The sequence below is a fragment of the Paenibacillus sp. LX16 genome, assembly GCF_036252815.1.
GTDB classification, from domain to species: Bacteria; Bacillota; Bacilli; order Paenibacillales; family Paenibacillaceae; genus Paenibacillus; species Paenibacillus polymyxa_B.
In genome coordinates this window covers 2,731,630-2,746,236 of record NZ_CP141152.1, presented here as the reverse complement: position 1 = coordinate 2,746,236, position 14,607 = coordinate 2,731,630, and the positions used below count along the sequence as shown (strand labels likewise).

The following is a 14,607-nucleotide window of genomic DNA, read 5'->3' as shown; positions in this document are numbered from 1 at the left end:
TTGATAGGTACTACCCGAAAGGATAGTGTAAATATGAGTATGGCTGAATTTAAAGGTAAAGTTAAAAATATTCAAGATACACCTTTTGGTTATACAGTTTCATTGATTGGTGGTAAATGGAAAATGGTTATTATTTATCTCCTAGCCGAAAACCGAACCGTTCGCTTTAACGATCTGAAAAGACAGATAGGGGCTATTACTTATAAAACATTGAGTTCACAACTAAAAGAAATGGAAGCGGATGGTCTGGTGAATCGAAAAGAATATCCTCAAGTCCCCCCTAAAGTCGAGTACAGTCTCACAAATAAAGCAGAAACGCTATTACCTGTTTTGGAAGGGTTATGTGAGTGGGGAACAAAAAACCAAAATAATTAAATCCAGTTTTCCACTAAAATCCTGTATGCGAAAAGTTGTCCTGTTTTCCAACACTGCTATCCCAAGTTTAAATTCTATAGTTAATTGAACCCAGCAATGACTGGACAACAGCATGCAGCTGTTCTGCAAATTCTATCATCTTAATTATCGCTTCAAGCCAGATTTATCTCCCGAATCACTTCAAGCGGAAGCTTCGGTTTTCGGTCTTCCGTCAACAATCCGTTGACTTCCTGCTGTACATCGGTTACCTGTGTATAGCAATAGCCCGAGAGATAGGGGGTCGCTTTAATTGCTCCGGTGATTGCACGGAAACGTTCGATAAAAGCTTCGACTGAATCCACTTGGTTTCCGTATCCCCAGCCCTTTTCCGTTTGGAAGGCAATGCCGCCGAATTCGCTTATGATAATCGGTTGTCCCCGGTAGGCATATCCTTCTGCAAAGGCATATTTCCAATTGTTAAAGGAGATGCTGTTGTTTACGATGCTTTCCTTGTCTTGATATCGCTCCAGAAACTCTTCGCCCGTCTCCACATAATCATGAAGGGTTAAAATATCCGAGACCGTATGCTCCCATCCGTCATTGGTAACCACCGGACGATGCGGATCAATCGTCTTCGTCAGATGATAAATGGTTTGCGTGAACTGCTGCTGCCTTACATCATGTCCAATGGTCGATATGCCCCACGATTCATTGAACGGGACCCAAGTTATGATGCTTGGATGATTGTACTGCTGCGGCACGATTTCCAACCATTCCTTCGTAAAGCGGCTAACCGCCTGATCATTGAACTCAAAGGTCGACGCCATTTCCGACCAGACGAGCATGCCTTTCACATCACACCAATATAAAAAGCGAGGGTCTTCCAGCTTCATATGTTTACGAACCCCGTTATATCCCATCGCGGCTATCTTATCGATATCTTCGATAAGAGCTTCTTCAGAAGGGGGAGTCAGATGAGTTTCCGGCCAGTAGCCCTGATCCAGAATTAGCCGCTGGTAAAGAGGGCCATTATTCAATAGAATCTGCCCGTTTTCAATCGATATTTTCCGCATGCCAAAATAAGAACACACCCTGTCGCTCTCTTTCTCATCCTCATACAGAGCAAACTCTACATCGAACAAGTTTGGCGATTCCGGTGACCACAAGCACTGCTTCCATGGACCACCCGCTTCATGAAATACATGGATTTCTACCGTTATCCAGGGCCTGTCGGCAGATAAGCTGACCTTTTTCACATGCTGTCCTTTCAGCGCAATCCGTGTCTCCAGGCGTAAGTTCTCTTTACCCTCGATACCCATGAGTTGAAAGTCAAAGCGGATCATATGACGGTCGATATCCGGTGTCATCTTAACCTCATTGATTCTTACCTCATTCACATATTCAATCCACACACTTTTCCAGATTCCGGTGCTCTGTACATAAAAGCATTCAAAGTTTTGATCCACCCAGCGCTGCTTTCCCCGGGGCTGCGTGCAGCTCTGACTATCCTCCACTTTAAGCACGATGCTATTCTCCGAACCGTAAGTGATATAGGGTGTGATGTCGAAAGAAAACGCAGCATAACCTCCTTCATGCTCACCGACCATAATTCCGTTCACCCAGCATTTCGCTTTATAATCTACACCCTGAAAATGTAGAATTGTCCTTTTCGCTATTGCCTCCTGCGGGACCTTCACGCTCCTGCAGTACCAGACCACCGGATGGAAGGTCTCGACTCCGATCCCGCTTGCCTTGGTTTCATAAGTAAAAGGTATGAGGATTTTGGCTCCCTTCGGAAAATGATGATACCATTGAACGCTTTCACCCACTTTGCCGTCGTCGAAGGCGAAATCCCACTCCCCATTCAAATCCAGCCACTCTTTACGGACAAATTGCGGCCTTGGATAATTTTTGATATAAGCGTTTGTAGTCATACAGTTTCCACCTATCCTTTGATATATAATTAGTCACCTTAGCCTGATGACTTAACAGTGTATTGCTATCATCTGTAGGTCCGATCGTCATCCTTTACTTCCGCTTCGAAATACAAACAATAAAATCAATTTGTTACACTATTTTTGTATCTTTAGGGGATTATATAGCGATGTATTTTTAATGTCAACGCTTTCAAGTTAATTTTATGTAACTAATAAACTGAATAAGGCTTTAGCTACAGAGCACCTGCAACTAAAGCCTATCCACTTCACCAATATCTCAATCCATGACATAATTCACAGTCATTTTGATATTCTGATCATAATCTCCAAATTGCTTTCCGAACAGGTTGAGCCCACCTTGATGCACCGCATCTGGCTTAATTCCGATCCGCAGACGCAACTTGTGGCTGTTTTGCAGGTTGAGCTGATCCAGTGTAACCGAGGAAACCTTCTCCATATTCAGCGCAGTCTTCTCTTTATCTACTCGCCAGGTCTTGAGCAACCCATACTGGGTAGACCACTCATACCACCAGGCAGGATTCAGCTTGCCGCGCCTGTCTCCAAAATCACCGGGACACGTCCACATGCCAATCTCCACGCCATTAACCCACAAGGAAATATCAGAAAGCCAATTGTTGTCATAGTTTGGTGCTTCAGAACACATTTCCATCGATAGCTCAAGCGATTCTATTCGCGCTCCTGCCGGTATTTCGAGCGGCATTAAATACTCGACATAGCCCTTGCGGAACCATATCATCTGGGCTCCGATATGCTTCGGGTGGAAAAAACTCGCCGGTTCGTCCTCGCGTATGATCATCCCGTCTGCATTGGCCATACCGCACGTCGGTGAAACCTCACAATCGCTATAATGACCGATCGGCATGTCCACTTCGTAGATCTGTACATCCCCTTTGGGTACTGCTTTTTCAAGATTTAGCGCAATATGAATGTCATCATAATTGCGGCTGCACATCTTCATCGCGCCGCGAGAGGCAGGCAGCAGCTCTGTATTAATCAGTCTAGCAGCCTCCAGAACCTTGATATTGTTGGCTACCGTAGACACCGGAAGTTGAAGAGCTTCCGCTATTTCTACAATATTAAGGTTTTTAGAAATCAAGAGGCGGAGAATATCAACTCGGGAACGGGTGGATAAAGCATGCGTAACCGTTACCAGCTTGTCCGGATCATCAAAACTAAGCTCAAGCATTGCATCACCCATCTCCATTTACTGTGATTATATTACAATAAGTTTACTTGTATGCTCTGAAAGAGTCAATAATATTGTATTAAATTATTAATTTTGTATTAAATACCGATCATGTCCGATTTCTCTGGTTCAAGAACCCATAGGAAAGACAGCGATTATTGAGCCGAACCCTGTACACAAAAAGCAACACGTTATTCCCTTGCTTTATGCAATAAAAAGCCACTGATCTTCGAACTAAGATCAGCGGCTGATGCTCTCTTTATTTTAAACTTTCTTTAATACCCATACTCCATACGGTTCCAAAGTTACGGTACCAGTAAGCCTGCTACCGGAAAGGAGTTCCTCCGTCTCAACACTCAGTTTAATCTGAGCCGTTTCTCCGCTGTAATTCAGTAGAAATACCAGCTCTTCTTGTACATCCGCACGAATAGCGACTTCTACCGTCGAAGGAGCTTGGCACCACCCCGCAAGCGGAGATGTCACCGGCAGCTGTCTTAGGAGCTCAGCCGCTAACGCTAAGTCAAAAGCTGCCCCCCAATAGTAGACCAGTCCCTCGCCGACACGGTTAACGGTCAAGGCCGGTTTCCCTTCATAGTAGCTTGATGCGTACTCTGCGAGTACTTCTACCGTATCAGCATGAACATTCAATATATCGTTGAAGCCTGGAGCGCAAAAATCAAGTTCTTGATCCTTAAATCGCACCGATACAGGTGATGCCGTCCCATTTATCATCGTAAAGTCCTCTACGTGAACGCCGCTCATTGCGGCTGCAGGGCCTGGGAGCGGCTGCATGCGGCAGTGACCGAACTCGTTCTTATAACCGGTACGGCAGCCGAAGATCAGGATGCCCCCATCCTCTACATATTTCTGTAACATAGCTGCCGTACTGTCTCGTAGGATCGCCGGATGCGTGTATACCAGCACCTTGTAATTGGCCAGTTCCCGCAGCTGTTCTGATTCCATACCCGGACGGATTGTAACCATATCCGAAGGTATATGTCCATACTGCAGTGCCTTGTACCAGCCGAGCTCACTTTGCTTTGTCAAGGGACCATACCATTTATCCAACTCGCCATCCCACTCGTTATCATAATCGCGAAGTAGAGCAACCTCTGCCACGTAGCGTTTGCCAAGAATCCGCCCTCCAACCTTTTGCAGCTCCTTTCCGACGCGGCCTGCTTCTGCGATCCGACGATTCGGCTGATTGTGATAATCATTAATTCCATGCCAGTACATTTCCGTACCAAATGTTGCCGTTCTCCAGCGGAAATACAAAATCATGTCTGCCCCGTGAGCAATGCTTTGGTAGGTCCACAATCGCATCTGCCCCGGGCGTGGAGATGGCATCTCCATTCTGTTCACCCATCCTCCCGGACCGGATTGCTGCTCCATCACGCAGAAATTTGGTGACATCCCTCTGACGTTACTTAAAGAAAGTCCCCACTTGCGATCTAGCAATGGCTTCTCCCCTTGGTCTGGATAAATGGTACTGAATTGAGGGTAAGAATCGTACGAGAAAAAATCAAGTAGTTGATCCGTCATCCTATGGCTATCCAAATGCCCGAATACACCGTTGGTAGTCACCCACTGATTAGGCGCTACTGACCGAAGTATGTCCACTTGTAGCTTGGCAAACGAAATGGTGTTATCGGATATAAATCGTTTCTCGTCCAAAGCCTGATGAGGATTCGTTGACCCGGATACGGTTGGACGAGTTAGATGAACCTGCTTCCAGCTGTCATAAGTTTGATTCCAGAATACAGCACCCCAGGCCTTGTTGAGTTGCTCCAACGTACCGTATTTTGCCTCTAGCCAGCGCCGGAAAGCCTGATGATCTGCCTCGGCATAGAAGACGTTTATCTCGCAGTTCAGCTCATTATCAATTTGCCACCCAATGATGGCCGGATGATCTTTGTAATGTTGTGCCATCTTTCTTGTAATACGTGCGCAAAGCTCTAAATAAATGGGACTACTGTAGTTATAATGCCGACGCTGACCATTTTGGAACGTGACCCCCTCCATAGATACGTTCAGCACCTCGGGATACTTATAAGTAAGCCATGCTGGTGGCGTAGCTGTTGGTGTGCCCATGATCACTTGAATCCCGTTCGCGTCTGCCTGCTCCAAGAAACGGTCAAACAGCGTGAATTCGAACTTTCCTTCCTCCGGCTCGAAGATCGACCAAGCAAATTCTCCAATCCGAATGATGCTGAAGCCCAGTTCCTTCATTCTTATGAGATCGTCCGACCACAACGATTCGTCCCAGTGTTCAGGATAATAACAAGCTCCCAAAAGAAAGCGATCTAAAGATAAGGATTTCGGCATGCTCCAATTCTCCTTCAGTAGAAGTGATAGTACAAAAATGTGATTCTCTGATAATCGTATCTATTGTAATATAGGAATAAAAGGATTAGAATAACTCGATTTTGCTAATTGAATTACTTTTTTGCTAACTTACTCAAGGAGATGGACACATGATTAAAATAGATTGTTATCTTCCTTTGCCCATTCTAAATAAAGGTATGCTGTTTCCCGAATCATTAGGGCGTTACAAGAACTTCCCTAATCATGGGGAGCGAAGGAATGCAGGATTACTGAAAGAATACAATTTACATATCATTTTTGCAGGCAAAGGCGTTATTGTGCATGATGGGAAGGAAATCGAGCTTACCCCTGGCATGGGCTTTCTTTTCGACAAGCATACGACGCAGCAATATCGAACAAAACCCGAGGATCCCTGGGATGTTCGATGGATTCATTTCGACGGGCAGGACGTAGATTCGCATTACAAGGTCGAAGCATTCACGAACCGTATCTGTTCTCGCTCCACCGACCAGAACGTTTAAAGCCACTGATGGAAGAAATGCTGCAACTTGCCCAAGCTTACCGTCACGACTATGATGTGCGGATCTCTTCCCTGCTTTATGAAGTTCTGCTGGAGATCGCCCACCATTCTCACCAAATTTTTGGTACCTCTCCCGGCGGCACCGTCCAGGAGAGGATTCGTCATACGGCGGAATATATTCGTATGCACTGTCGAGACATGCTCGATTTGAAGACAATGGCTGCGACGTCAGGTTATAGCTCCTTTCATTTTAGCCGGCTCTTCCATCAGATCATGGGCAGCACCCCAGCTCAATATTTGCTCCAATGCCGAATAACGCTGGCCAAACATCTCCTTGTATCCACGGCACTCACTGTAAAGCAGATTTCACTGGAAACTGGCTTTCATCAAAGCAGCTATTTTATCAAGAGATTTCGGGAGCATACAGGCATCACGCCGGAGCAGTTTCGCCAGCTGAGAAGGATGGGTTAGTACAATCTAAAAAATCCTTCAATAGCTGGGCATGTGTGTATGGCAGCGTACAAATCGAAATTACAAATTTTGCAGTTGAATAAAAGAATAAGCGGCCGCTTAGGACGTTTGGTTAACATGTCCTACGCTACCGCTTCTGTTAATGTTTTTTATTCGCTTATATATGGGATTATATTGTCTGTTTGGATATCGCTCCGAAATATTCTACAACTACCTCACGGAATTCCAGAGCAGCCCGCGAAATATACCGACTCCTGTGCCATAATAAAGCGATCTCCCGTACCAATTCGTGATTTTCTACTTGGAGATATTTAAGATGTTCCCGTGAATTCCTTGCCGTGCTTGGTATGAAGGCTATGCCAATTTCAGCTTCCACAAGCGTACTAAGCCTTGCTGGTTCATCCCCCTCATACACATATTTAGGTACAAAACCTTCCGATTTGCATACAGAGTCCACTAAATCGCGAGTACCGTAGCCTCTCTTTACACCGACAAACCATTCATCCCTTAGATCTGTCAACGTTACACTGCTTCGATCTGCCAGCCGATGCCCCTTTGGAACAGCTACAAGGATTGGGTCGATAAACACGATTTGGCATTCGATGTCATCTCCCTCTATTGGAGGTGAGGACAAGCAAAAATCGACCTCGCCTCTATGAAGAAGCGTTACCATTTCCTGCGTGGTCAGCATTTGCACATGAAATTGAATATAGGGTCGCTTTTTCCGAAACTCTCGCAGGATATTGGGTAATGTGCTTGCGGTGGTCACTGCCAATTCGAGAGTGCCATGTTCCGGGCTGGATAAATCACTAAGCTCCTGCTTCCCCTGCTCCAATTCAAATAAAGCCCTCTCTGCACGATGAAGGAATCTGCTTCCGAACTCATTCAATCGCAGTTTCCTCCCTGTTCGATCGAATAGAGGAACCCCCAGATCTTCCTCCAGGCGTTGAATCGTTTTGCTCAGCGACGATTGAGTAACGTGCAGACTTCGTGCAGCTTCGGTCACATGTTCCAAACGAGCTACCGTCAGAAAATATTGCAGTTGAAGAAGTTCCATTATGACCCCCCATTCATTCCCTCAAGTCAATGAGATTATAACATCAAATGCGTTGGAATAAATAATCGATTTCAAGTACGATGACATTAATTCGCTATGGGGGGACCAGAAATGAGCGTTCGCAGCTGGTGGTTAATGATTTCAGTTGGTCTAGGGATACTATTGAACCCATTAAATTCTTCGATGGTTTCTGTTGCTATTCCAAGACTGCAAAATGTGTTCCAACTTGACTTTACAGGTGTTTCCTGGATTATTTTTTCTTTCTACATTGCAAGTAGCATCGCTCAACCTGTCATGGGAAAAGCCAGCGATTTATTCGGTCGTAGGAAGATATTTCTTACCGGGCTTGTTGTAGCCTTCATTGCATCATTATTAGCTCCATTATCACCAAATTTCGGGTGGCTCATCGTGTTCCGCATTGTGCAATCCATCGGAACGAGCATGATGGTTGGGGTTGGAATGGCTATTGTTCGAATTCATATTACAGAGAAACAAGCGACTGCGTTATCTGTTTTGTCCATATTCCTATCTGGAGCGGCAGCAATTGGCCCCTTTATTGGCGGAGTCTTGATTCATTGGTGGAATTGGCCTGCTATCTTTTTCATCAATATTCCGTTTGTGGTGGCCAGCTTTGTATTGGCTTGGAGGAATATTCCTAAGGACGAACTGCCAACATCCGTAGCACGCAACATGTCCTTTCGTAAATGGTTTGAATTGATTGATGCATTAGGAATTCTGCTCTTCACAGTGGCTTTGGTTACCCTGCTCGTTGGATTACTCTCAGCAAAATCATCTGGACATATCTCATTAGGGAATGTCATTGTCGGGCTGATAGGTCTCGTTGCGATGGGGATATTCGTACGAAATGAGTTAAAGGCGACATCACCCTTTATTCCTTTACGCACATTTGCCAAATACCCTGCAATGACTTGGGTTAATGTCGAATTCATGCTCGTTAACGTACTATATTACTCGCTCTTTTTCGGGCTTCCGTCCTACTTGCAAATGGTACGTCATGTCAGTGAGTTCCAAACAGGCATTCTCATGCTAAGCTTAGGCTTATGCTCGCTAATTACTTCTCCAATTGCAGGACAATGGATCGATAAATCAGGACCCCGACCGGCATTGCTGGTGTCCGCAATTCTGATGACATTGGGGTCAGTGTGGCTCGTGACATTGAATCCAACTTCACCGGTTATCAGCGTGTGTTTGGCTTTAGCTGCATTCGGTATTAGCAACGGTTTGAACAATGTAGGTATGCAAGCAGCTCTGTTCCAAAATTCTCCAAAAGAAATAATCGGTGTAGCATCCGGATTATTTAACACATCAAGATATCTGGGAACCATTATCTCTTCATTATTGATAGCTATTGTTATGAGAGGTACGTTTAGCTTCAAGGGATTTCAAATGCTTGGGATTATCCTCACGGTAATTGCATTGTCTTTGGTATTCATGAGTCGGCAGCACCGGAAGTCAGCACAATTGCATGAGTCGTAGGTCCACCAAGTTCATATCTCAAACCATTGCGCGGCACCAATCATCATGCATCAAATGTCATTTATTTGGCGTCAAGAAAGTGTTTCACCTAAACGAACGGTTTTATGAAGTCGGCTGCATGAACCTTTGCACACTATTTTAATTGATTCTGATGTTTCTCTCTGTGAAGCAACCTTATTAGCTATTTTTTTAATAACTGCCATAATACCATTTTTCAGAAAACAAAAGCATATTCAGTGGTCGTTTGATCATTATCGCGCCCCTGTATTTCCCTTAAGCGGAGTGGGCTTGTCGAAGTGTTGAGCCAACGTAACACGGAAGCCAGTCTGCTCCAGCAGACTGGTGTATTCGCCAATGGTGGGAAAATACTACGGATTTCGTCCCTCGTTGAAGCAAGGACAAGACCCTCGCTCCGGCTTGGCGACATAATCCAGCTTGTCATTGTACACTTCCGAAATCCCAGTGATTAGTAAAACGTTCGCTACACATAAGTTCAGTCTCCTTTTTGTATGATTACAGGTCACAATAGTAGTGCATCATTTTTTTCTTACAAAAACTAATACTTTATAGAATGTACCGAATTGGTAAAATTTCAAGCTTAAAGACTTAATAGATATATTATAACTACATTTCAATCAAAGCTTACCATTCCCTCACGGTCTGTCCGACGCAAAGGCAATTAAATAAAGCATCGTGTGGAGTCATTCTTCATTGCTTTTGAATACTTCAGATTCCCCACTTAAATTAAGGACTTAATGTATCTATATTAACCGCGATTTCGTCGACCTGTCAAAAAACTTTCCGAAAGATGCAGCTTGATCTTCCCCCATGTTCATACTAAAAAAACCGCTGATTTGATTTGTTCAGATCAGCGGTTTGAAATCTCAATTCTTCCACAAATTCATCGACATACTTTTAGGTTTGTTTATTTTCTGAATTCGGTTTATCAAAACCTAACAGCACTACCCTTTGAGGTGTAAATGAAGCTATTTGTTGGATCTTTTTTTGCTTTTGTCTGATCATCATTGATTTAAAAATCACTTCGTTGTGGCTTCGTTCAAACGCTGTAAAATGGTAACAGCTTCAGCCCGTGTGACTAGCGCTTTTGGGAGAAGGTATCCTTCATTAGCGGTAAGGATCCCCATCTTGGTTAGGGTGTAGAATGCTTCTGCCTTTTGATCCTGGGAATCGCCATCATAGGAGTACTCTTCTCCAGTCTTGTCGATGTACAGCACCGGATAGTAGGCCGAGAAATTGTCATTGTAATTGGCCTGACGAACTTTCATATCCTTGTACTGCGCAGCTGCGGAAATCACTTCCTCAATCTCAGGATGAAGCGTCTGATTGGTATAATCCGTCCGAAGAGAGGCAATCATCATCACATCCCAGCGGGTCAATGGTTTGTCAGGCTTGACATAGAATTGATAATTTGGATATTTCCCGCTAACACTTTCAGCATACGGCCAAACATAGTCCCCGTTGAATATTGCTGCAAAATCTTTATTCGCCCAGTGTTTACGCGCATCCACAAAGTCGGAAGGTTCGCCGGAAGAATGATCGATTTCTGGAAAAAGCTTGTGAAACATATGTACAAATTCTGCTTTCGTTATGGTTTTGCTTGGCTTGAAGGTCCCATCTGCATAGCCCTTGACAACGCCCTTGTCGACCATGGAACGAATCGATTCGGCAGCCCATTCATATTTTGTTCCTTCCACATCAGAAAACGTGTTTGCAGCGAATGCAGATTGACCGAAAAACAGTGTCGTCGCAACCAACGGGGTGATAAGCCATTTCTTTTTCAACATCTCTTTCCACTTCCTTTAGGTAAAATTTATGTATGAAATAGTTCTCTAGACTCAATTTTATATCGGCATTTCAAAAGAAAATGATGATATTAGAGAGAAGAAAAAGTACTGTTAAACAGTATTTTGGAATATCGACAAACAGTGTTTGAAAAATGCTATGGATACAAGTTCTAATGCTTCTCCATATTCAGTTAGACCCGTCGGGAATTGAGAAAGCTTGTGGAGGCCTTCATGGGCCAACTTTTCCCGTATTACTCTTTCGACCTAAGCCTGTAAGTCCGACCCTGGCATCAATTAACCGCTTCATGCGATGAGGAATCTGCATTAGTGTACTCTGCCCGTTAGTTAAAAAACAGCCGAGTGCTCGGCTGTTTTTGGTAGAGTTGAACTATCGTTCTCAGTCTTTAGCGAATTCCAGCCCATAGGACTGGGAACTTTTGTCCCTGGATATCGCTATTTCTTAGTAGCAATCAGCGAGATTAGGTTCATATACTTCCCGTCATCTGCATTCAGCAATGCATTATTAGCACGTGCATAATCGTTGTTGCACTGAAGCCATTCATACCAAGCTTTCGAGAAGCATCTCATTTCTCTTACCGATTCAACGTAAATATTTGGCGACTGTTGCCATAATTTCCGCCACCAATCGCATGTATGCCACTGATTATCAACCTCACTAAGTGACAAGAACGGCTGCAGTTCCACGGGTATAACCCCATCAAACTCCATCTTTATCCCTGGCATCGCTATAGCCAATTTACCTCCTTCTTTAACTAGCGGCGCAAGATGGTCATCTAAGTACTGCTCATTCGCTCCAAAATATTGATACGCATCTACGCTTATAACTGCATCAAAGTATTGTTCCGCAAAAGGCAAGTGGCAGGCATCTGCATGGATGGGGATAATTTGGCTTTCCAAACCAAACTCTCTGAATCTTCTATAGTTTTCAGTTGCACTAATCCATAAATCGACAGCAAACACGGTTATGCCAAACTTTTGCGCCAAATAGATAGAAGTAAGTCCGGTCCCACAGCCCAAATCCAGCACTCGCATTCCTTTCTGCAAAGGCAAATTTTCCGATAGCTCCTCGAGCATGATAATCGAACTAGGCCCCATTAAATTTGCTCTTATGAAATCTACGTCATCTAGATCTCGACGGATCATTTCTGCTGACCCCCTCCTACTTTCTTCATTTCATATTTCCAATAAAGCAATTCTTCATCTTTGTGATCAATTTCGAACCCTAACTTCAATAACAAATTCTTAGAGCTGATATTGTCAGGTACGCATCTTGCCGTTATGATTTGAACTTCTTCATGATTTAAGGACCACTCTATTAATTTTTGACTAGCTTCATAGCAATAGCCTTTGCGGCGATGGCTTTCATTCGTTGCAAAACCGATCTCAATCATACCGTTCTGATCAGGATCTCCTAAAAAACCAATCCCTCCAACAATTTCTTGGGTACCCTTCTCCACAATGATCCAAGAGTCAAAACCTCTAGTGCCATTATTTTTTATCAAAAGTTCTCGAAAATAAGGTAAAGCTTCAAAGAAATCAGGACCCGGCCATTCATCACTGGTTTTATAACCCAAAGCTTCAATAGCACCTATATCACGTCGGGCTGCTGCTTCGATTAAATTAAGATCAAGTGTTTTTAATATGAGCCGATTCGTTTGAAGTTTCATGTATTGTCCACCTTTCTATTTACTTAGATTGATTCTTTCATTCAAGAAGTCTGGATGTATTTGACCAAATTGGAGTAATTCCCTTCTATCCCCCTTTGCAAAAAATTAAAAAAGGGCAGGAATGAACATACGTCATTCCTACCCTCATATCACCTGCTATTTGAGCCACAAAAAAATCCGCGCTGAACCAGCACGGATTGGACTCATTATAACAGGTATCCCTAAGGATCTGGTAATATCCGTTGTTCTTAACTAATTCCGAAGCTTTCAAATCCCACCCGTAATACAAAAATTGGGCAGACGAATAGTAGGTGCATGAAAACCTCTTTTTATGGAATTGGATTAGTAAAGAACAGCTCCAGACAAAAAAATCTCTCCTTAGTGAATTACCCTTATTATACCAGGGCCAATTTTATCTGCCAACCTTTCACATGTTACAAAAGCGTTTCATTAGGACAATCCTGCTGGTTAGCTTAAAAGCAACCGAGTGATCGGCTGCTGTAGTAGCAGCAATTGCATCATGACCCTACAGGCCTTTTCCCCCTAGAGCACGCAGTTTAATGGGCTCCGCTCCGATAATCAACGGTCGGCCGCGTTGTATCGACGCCAGTACCTCTTCATTCTTAAGACTGGCTGCATGGGCATCTGCATCTTTCCACAGTTCGGTCACATACACCGCATTCGGGTCGTCGTCTGACACATTGACTATATACAAATAGCAGTCATTATTCGACTTCAACAGATCGGCCGCTTCTAGCAAGATGTCTGCAAGAGTGTCCCTTTGCCCTGGACGTGCCGTCAACTTTCCATACATAGCAAAATGGTTCATGATCCTCATCCTACCCTCGAGTGATATTTGATCATCTTATCATAATGTTCCGCAATGTCAGCGCTAATTTCAGCAAGCTTCTCCACAAGCGCTAAAAGATAGTCGGTACCATTCCTCCATCCATACGGATTGGAGAACCTTTAAATGCAGATGCATAAGGACTACATACAAATGTAGCTAGTCTACCTATTTCAATAGGCTTGATAAATCGCTGTATTTCAGATTGAGGCAGGTTTGTAACCATAAAATCTTTCTCTTTTTCTGAAAAAGTCATATCTTCATGAGGATACATACTCTCAATTATTTGGTGTACATTCTCAGAGAGTGTTGGTCCTGGCATGATCGTATTGACTGTAACTTCTGTTCCTATTGTTAATTTAGATAAGCTTTTTGACAATGACAACAACATAGATTTTGTCATACAATACTGAGGCATTTGTCCTGAAGGCATAATTGCTTCTTCACTCGCAATAAAAATAATGCGACCATAACCATTTCTCAACATTTTAGGTAAATAAAATTTTGATAATCCATTTGCAGCAAGAACGTTAGTGCGGAAGTATTTTTCCCATACTTCATCGTCTACGTCCTCATATTGCATAATTTCATAAATACCCATATTGTTAACTAAAATATCAATTTCGGGGTATTTTTCAAATAAGGCTTCTCTTTGTCCAATATCTACAATATCGGCTGTAGCATTTTGAGGGGAGGTAGCTGGGAAATCTGACTTAATTTCATTTACAGTTCGTTCTACCTCTTCATAATTTCGTCCATTAATTAGTACATTAACACCTTCTTTGGCTAGTTCAATGGCAATTGCTTTACCTATGCCTTTCGTTGATCCTGTAACTAAAGCTGTTTTATGGTTTAATCCCATATCCATAATACACTTCTCCTTTTTAAAATAGTCTTGT

Annotated in this window: 13 protein-coding genes and 1 pseudogene; 4 read left to right on the top strand and 10 right to left on the bottom strand. The window is 43.5% G+C overall.

Going from position 1 to position 14,607, the window contains the following annotated elements; translation table 11 throughout:
* The first annotated feature begins 33 nt into the window (after window positions 1-33).
* Entirely contained in the window at window positions 34-375 is a 342-nt protein-coding gene (locus T3H97_RS12270; protein ID WP_328802695.1) for a winged helix-turn-helix transcriptional regulator, read from the top strand.
* Between the two features lie 152 nt (window positions 376-527).
* Here the strand turns inward: T3H97_RS12270 and T3H97_RS12265 are convergent, their stop codons facing one another.
* From T3H97_RS12265 to T3H97_RS12255, 3 genes are all read right to left on the bottom strand, one after another.
* Window positions 528-2,288 carry a glycoside hydrolase family 2 protein gene (locus tag T3H97_RS12265; protein WP_328802694.1) on the bottom strand — a complete coding sequence of 587 codons (1,761 nt, stop codon included), beginning with the start codon at window positions 2,286-2,288 and terminating at the stop codon, window positions 528-530.
* A gap of 280 nt (window positions 2,289-2,568) precedes the next feature.
* Complete coding sequence (locus T3H97_RS12260) at window positions 2,569-3,498, bottom strand: ArsR/SmtB family transcription factor (RefSeq protein WP_328802693.1); 930 nt, start codon at window positions 3,496-3,498, stop codon at window positions 2,569-2,571.
* 264 nt (window positions 3,499-3,762) lie between these two features.
* Complete coding sequence (locus tag T3H97_RS12255; protein ID WP_328802692.1) at window positions 3,763-5,823, bottom strand: beta-galactosidase; 2,061 nt, start codon at window positions 5,821-5,823, stop codon at window positions 3,763-3,765.
* A gap of 149 nt (window positions 5,824-5,972) precedes the next feature.
* Between T3H97_RS12255 and T3H97_RS12250 the strand changes: the two genes are divergently transcribed.
* Window positions 5,973-6,344 (top strand): AraC family ligand binding domain-containing protein, encoded by a 372-nt coding sequence (locus tag T3H97_RS12250; RefSeq protein ID WP_328802691.1) that lies wholly within the window; start codon window positions 5,973-5,975, stop codon window positions 6,342-6,344.
* On the top strand, window positions 6,248-6,814 hold the full coding sequence (locus T3H97_RS12245) for a helix-turn-helix transcriptional regulator (protein ID WP_328802690.1): 567 nt from the start codon (window positions 6,248-6,250) through the stop codon (window positions 6,812-6,814). Before T3H97_RS12250 ends, T3H97_RS12245 begins: the two co-directional genes overlap by 97 nt.
* 169 nt (window positions 6,815-6,983) lie before the next feature.
* On the opposite strand, the gene T3H97_RS12240 is transcribed toward T3H97_RS12245, so the two are convergent.
* On the bottom strand, window positions 6,984-7,871 hold the full coding sequence (locus T3H97_RS12240) for a LysR family transcriptional regulator (protein ID WP_103048516.1): 888 nt from the start codon (window positions 7,869-7,871) through the stop codon (window positions 6,984-6,986).
* 111 nt (window positions 7,872-7,982) lie between these two features.
* Between T3H97_RS12240 and T3H97_RS12235 the strand changes: the two genes are divergently transcribed.
* A complete protein-coding gene (locus T3H97_RS12235; RefSeq protein WP_328802689.1) occupies window positions 7,983-9,368 on the top strand; it encodes an MFS transporter in 1,386 nt (461 codons plus the stop codon).
* Window positions 9,369-9,622: 254 nt separating this feature from the next.
* Here the strand turns inward: T3H97_RS12235 and T3H97_RS12230 are convergent.
* From T3H97_RS12230 to T3H97_RS12205, 6 genes and pseudogenes are all read right to left on the bottom strand, one after another.
* Window positions 9,623-9,751: pseudogene (locus T3H97_RS12230) on the bottom strand (SAM-dependent methyltransferase); the annotation flags it as partial.
* 654 nt (window positions 9,752-10,405) lie between these two features.
* Window positions 10,406-11,173: an S-layer homology domain-containing protein gene (locus T3H97_RS12225; protein ID WP_328802688.1), complete on the bottom strand. Its 768-nt coding sequence runs from the start codon at window positions 11,171-11,173 to the stop codon at window positions 10,406-10,408.
* Between the two features lie 453 nt (window positions 11,174-11,626).
* Window positions 11,627-12,337 carry an SAM-dependent methyltransferase gene (locus T3H97_RS12220; protein ID WP_328802687.1) on the bottom strand — a complete coding sequence of 237 codons (711 nt, stop codon included), beginning with the start codon at window positions 12,335-12,337 and terminating at the stop codon, window positions 11,627-11,629.
* Window positions 12,334-12,861 (bottom strand): GNAT family N-acetyltransferase, encoded by a 528-nt coding sequence (locus tag T3H97_RS12215; protein ID WP_103048510.1) that lies wholly within the window; start codon window positions 12,859-12,861, stop codon window positions 12,334-12,336. Before T3H97_RS12215 ends, T3H97_RS12220 begins: the two co-directional genes overlap by 4 nt.
* Before the next feature lie 526 nt (window positions 12,862-13,387).
* Complete coding sequence (locus tag T3H97_RS12210; RefSeq protein WP_103048509.1) at window positions 13,388-13,690, bottom strand: putative quinol monooxygenase; 303 nt, start codon at window positions 13,688-13,690, stop codon at window positions 13,388-13,390.
* 91 nt (window positions 13,691-13,781) lie between these two features.
* Window positions 13,782-14,576 (bottom strand): SDR family NAD(P)-dependent oxidoreductase, encoded by a 795-nt coding sequence (locus tag T3H97_RS12205; RefSeq protein ID WP_103048508.1) that lies wholly within the window; start codon window positions 14,574-14,576, stop codon window positions 13,782-13,784.
* Between the last annotated feature and the right edge of the window lie 31 nt (window positions 14,577-14,607).

Bases quoted from the DNA above. Each gene is read 5' to 3' on its own strand.
- T3H97_RS12210 (WP_103048509.1), bottom strand. From the start codon at position 13,690: ATGAACCATTTTGCTATGTATGGAAAGTTGACGGCACGTCCAGGGCAA.
- T3H97_RS12225 (WP_328802688.1), bottom strand. From the start codon at position 11,173: ATGTTGAAAAAGAAATGGCTTATCACCCCGTTGGTTGCGACGACACTG.
- T3H97_RS12220 (WP_328802687.1), bottom strand. From the start codon at position 12,337: ATGATCCGTCGAGATCTAGATGACGTAGATTTCATAAGAGCAAATTTA.
- T3H97_RS12245 (WP_328802690.1), top strand. From the start codon at position 6,248: ATGGATTCATTTCGACGGGCAGGACGTAGATTCGCATTACAAGGTCGA.
- T3H97_RS12250 (WP_328802691.1), top strand. From the start codon at position 5,973: ATGATTAAAATAGATTGTTATCTTCCTTTGCCCATTCTAAATAAAGGT.
- T3H97_RS12240 (WP_103048516.1), bottom strand. From the start codon at position 7,871: ATGGAACTTCTTCAACTGCAATATTTTCTGACGGTAGCTCGTTTGGAA.
- T3H97_RS12255 (WP_328802692.1), bottom strand. From the start codon at position 5,823: ATGCCGAAATCCTTATCTTTAGATCGCTTTCTTTTGGGAGCTTGTTAT.
- T3H97_RS12215 (WP_103048510.1), bottom strand. From the start codon at position 12,861: ATGAAACTTCAAACGAATCGGCTCATATTAAAAACACTTGATCTTAAT.
- T3H97_RS12235 (WP_328802689.1), top strand. From the start codon at position 7,983: ATGAGCGTTCGCAGCTGGTGGTTAATGATTTCAGTTGGTCTAGGGATA.
- T3H97_RS12260 (WP_328802693.1), bottom strand. From the start codon at position 3,498: ATGCTTGAGCTTAGTTTTGATGATCCGGACAAGCTGGTAACGGTTACG.
- T3H97_RS12265 (WP_328802694.1), bottom strand. From the start codon at position 2,288: ATGACTACAAACGCTTATATCAAAAATTATCCAAGGCCGCAATTTGTC.
- T3H97_RS12205 (WP_103048508.1), bottom strand. From the start codon at position 14,576: ATGGATATGGGATTAAACCATAAAACAGCTTTAGTTACAGGATCAACG.
- T3H97_RS12270 (WP_328802695.1), top strand. From the start codon at position 34: ATGAGTATGGCTGAATTTAAAGGTAAAGTTAAAAATATTCAAGATACA.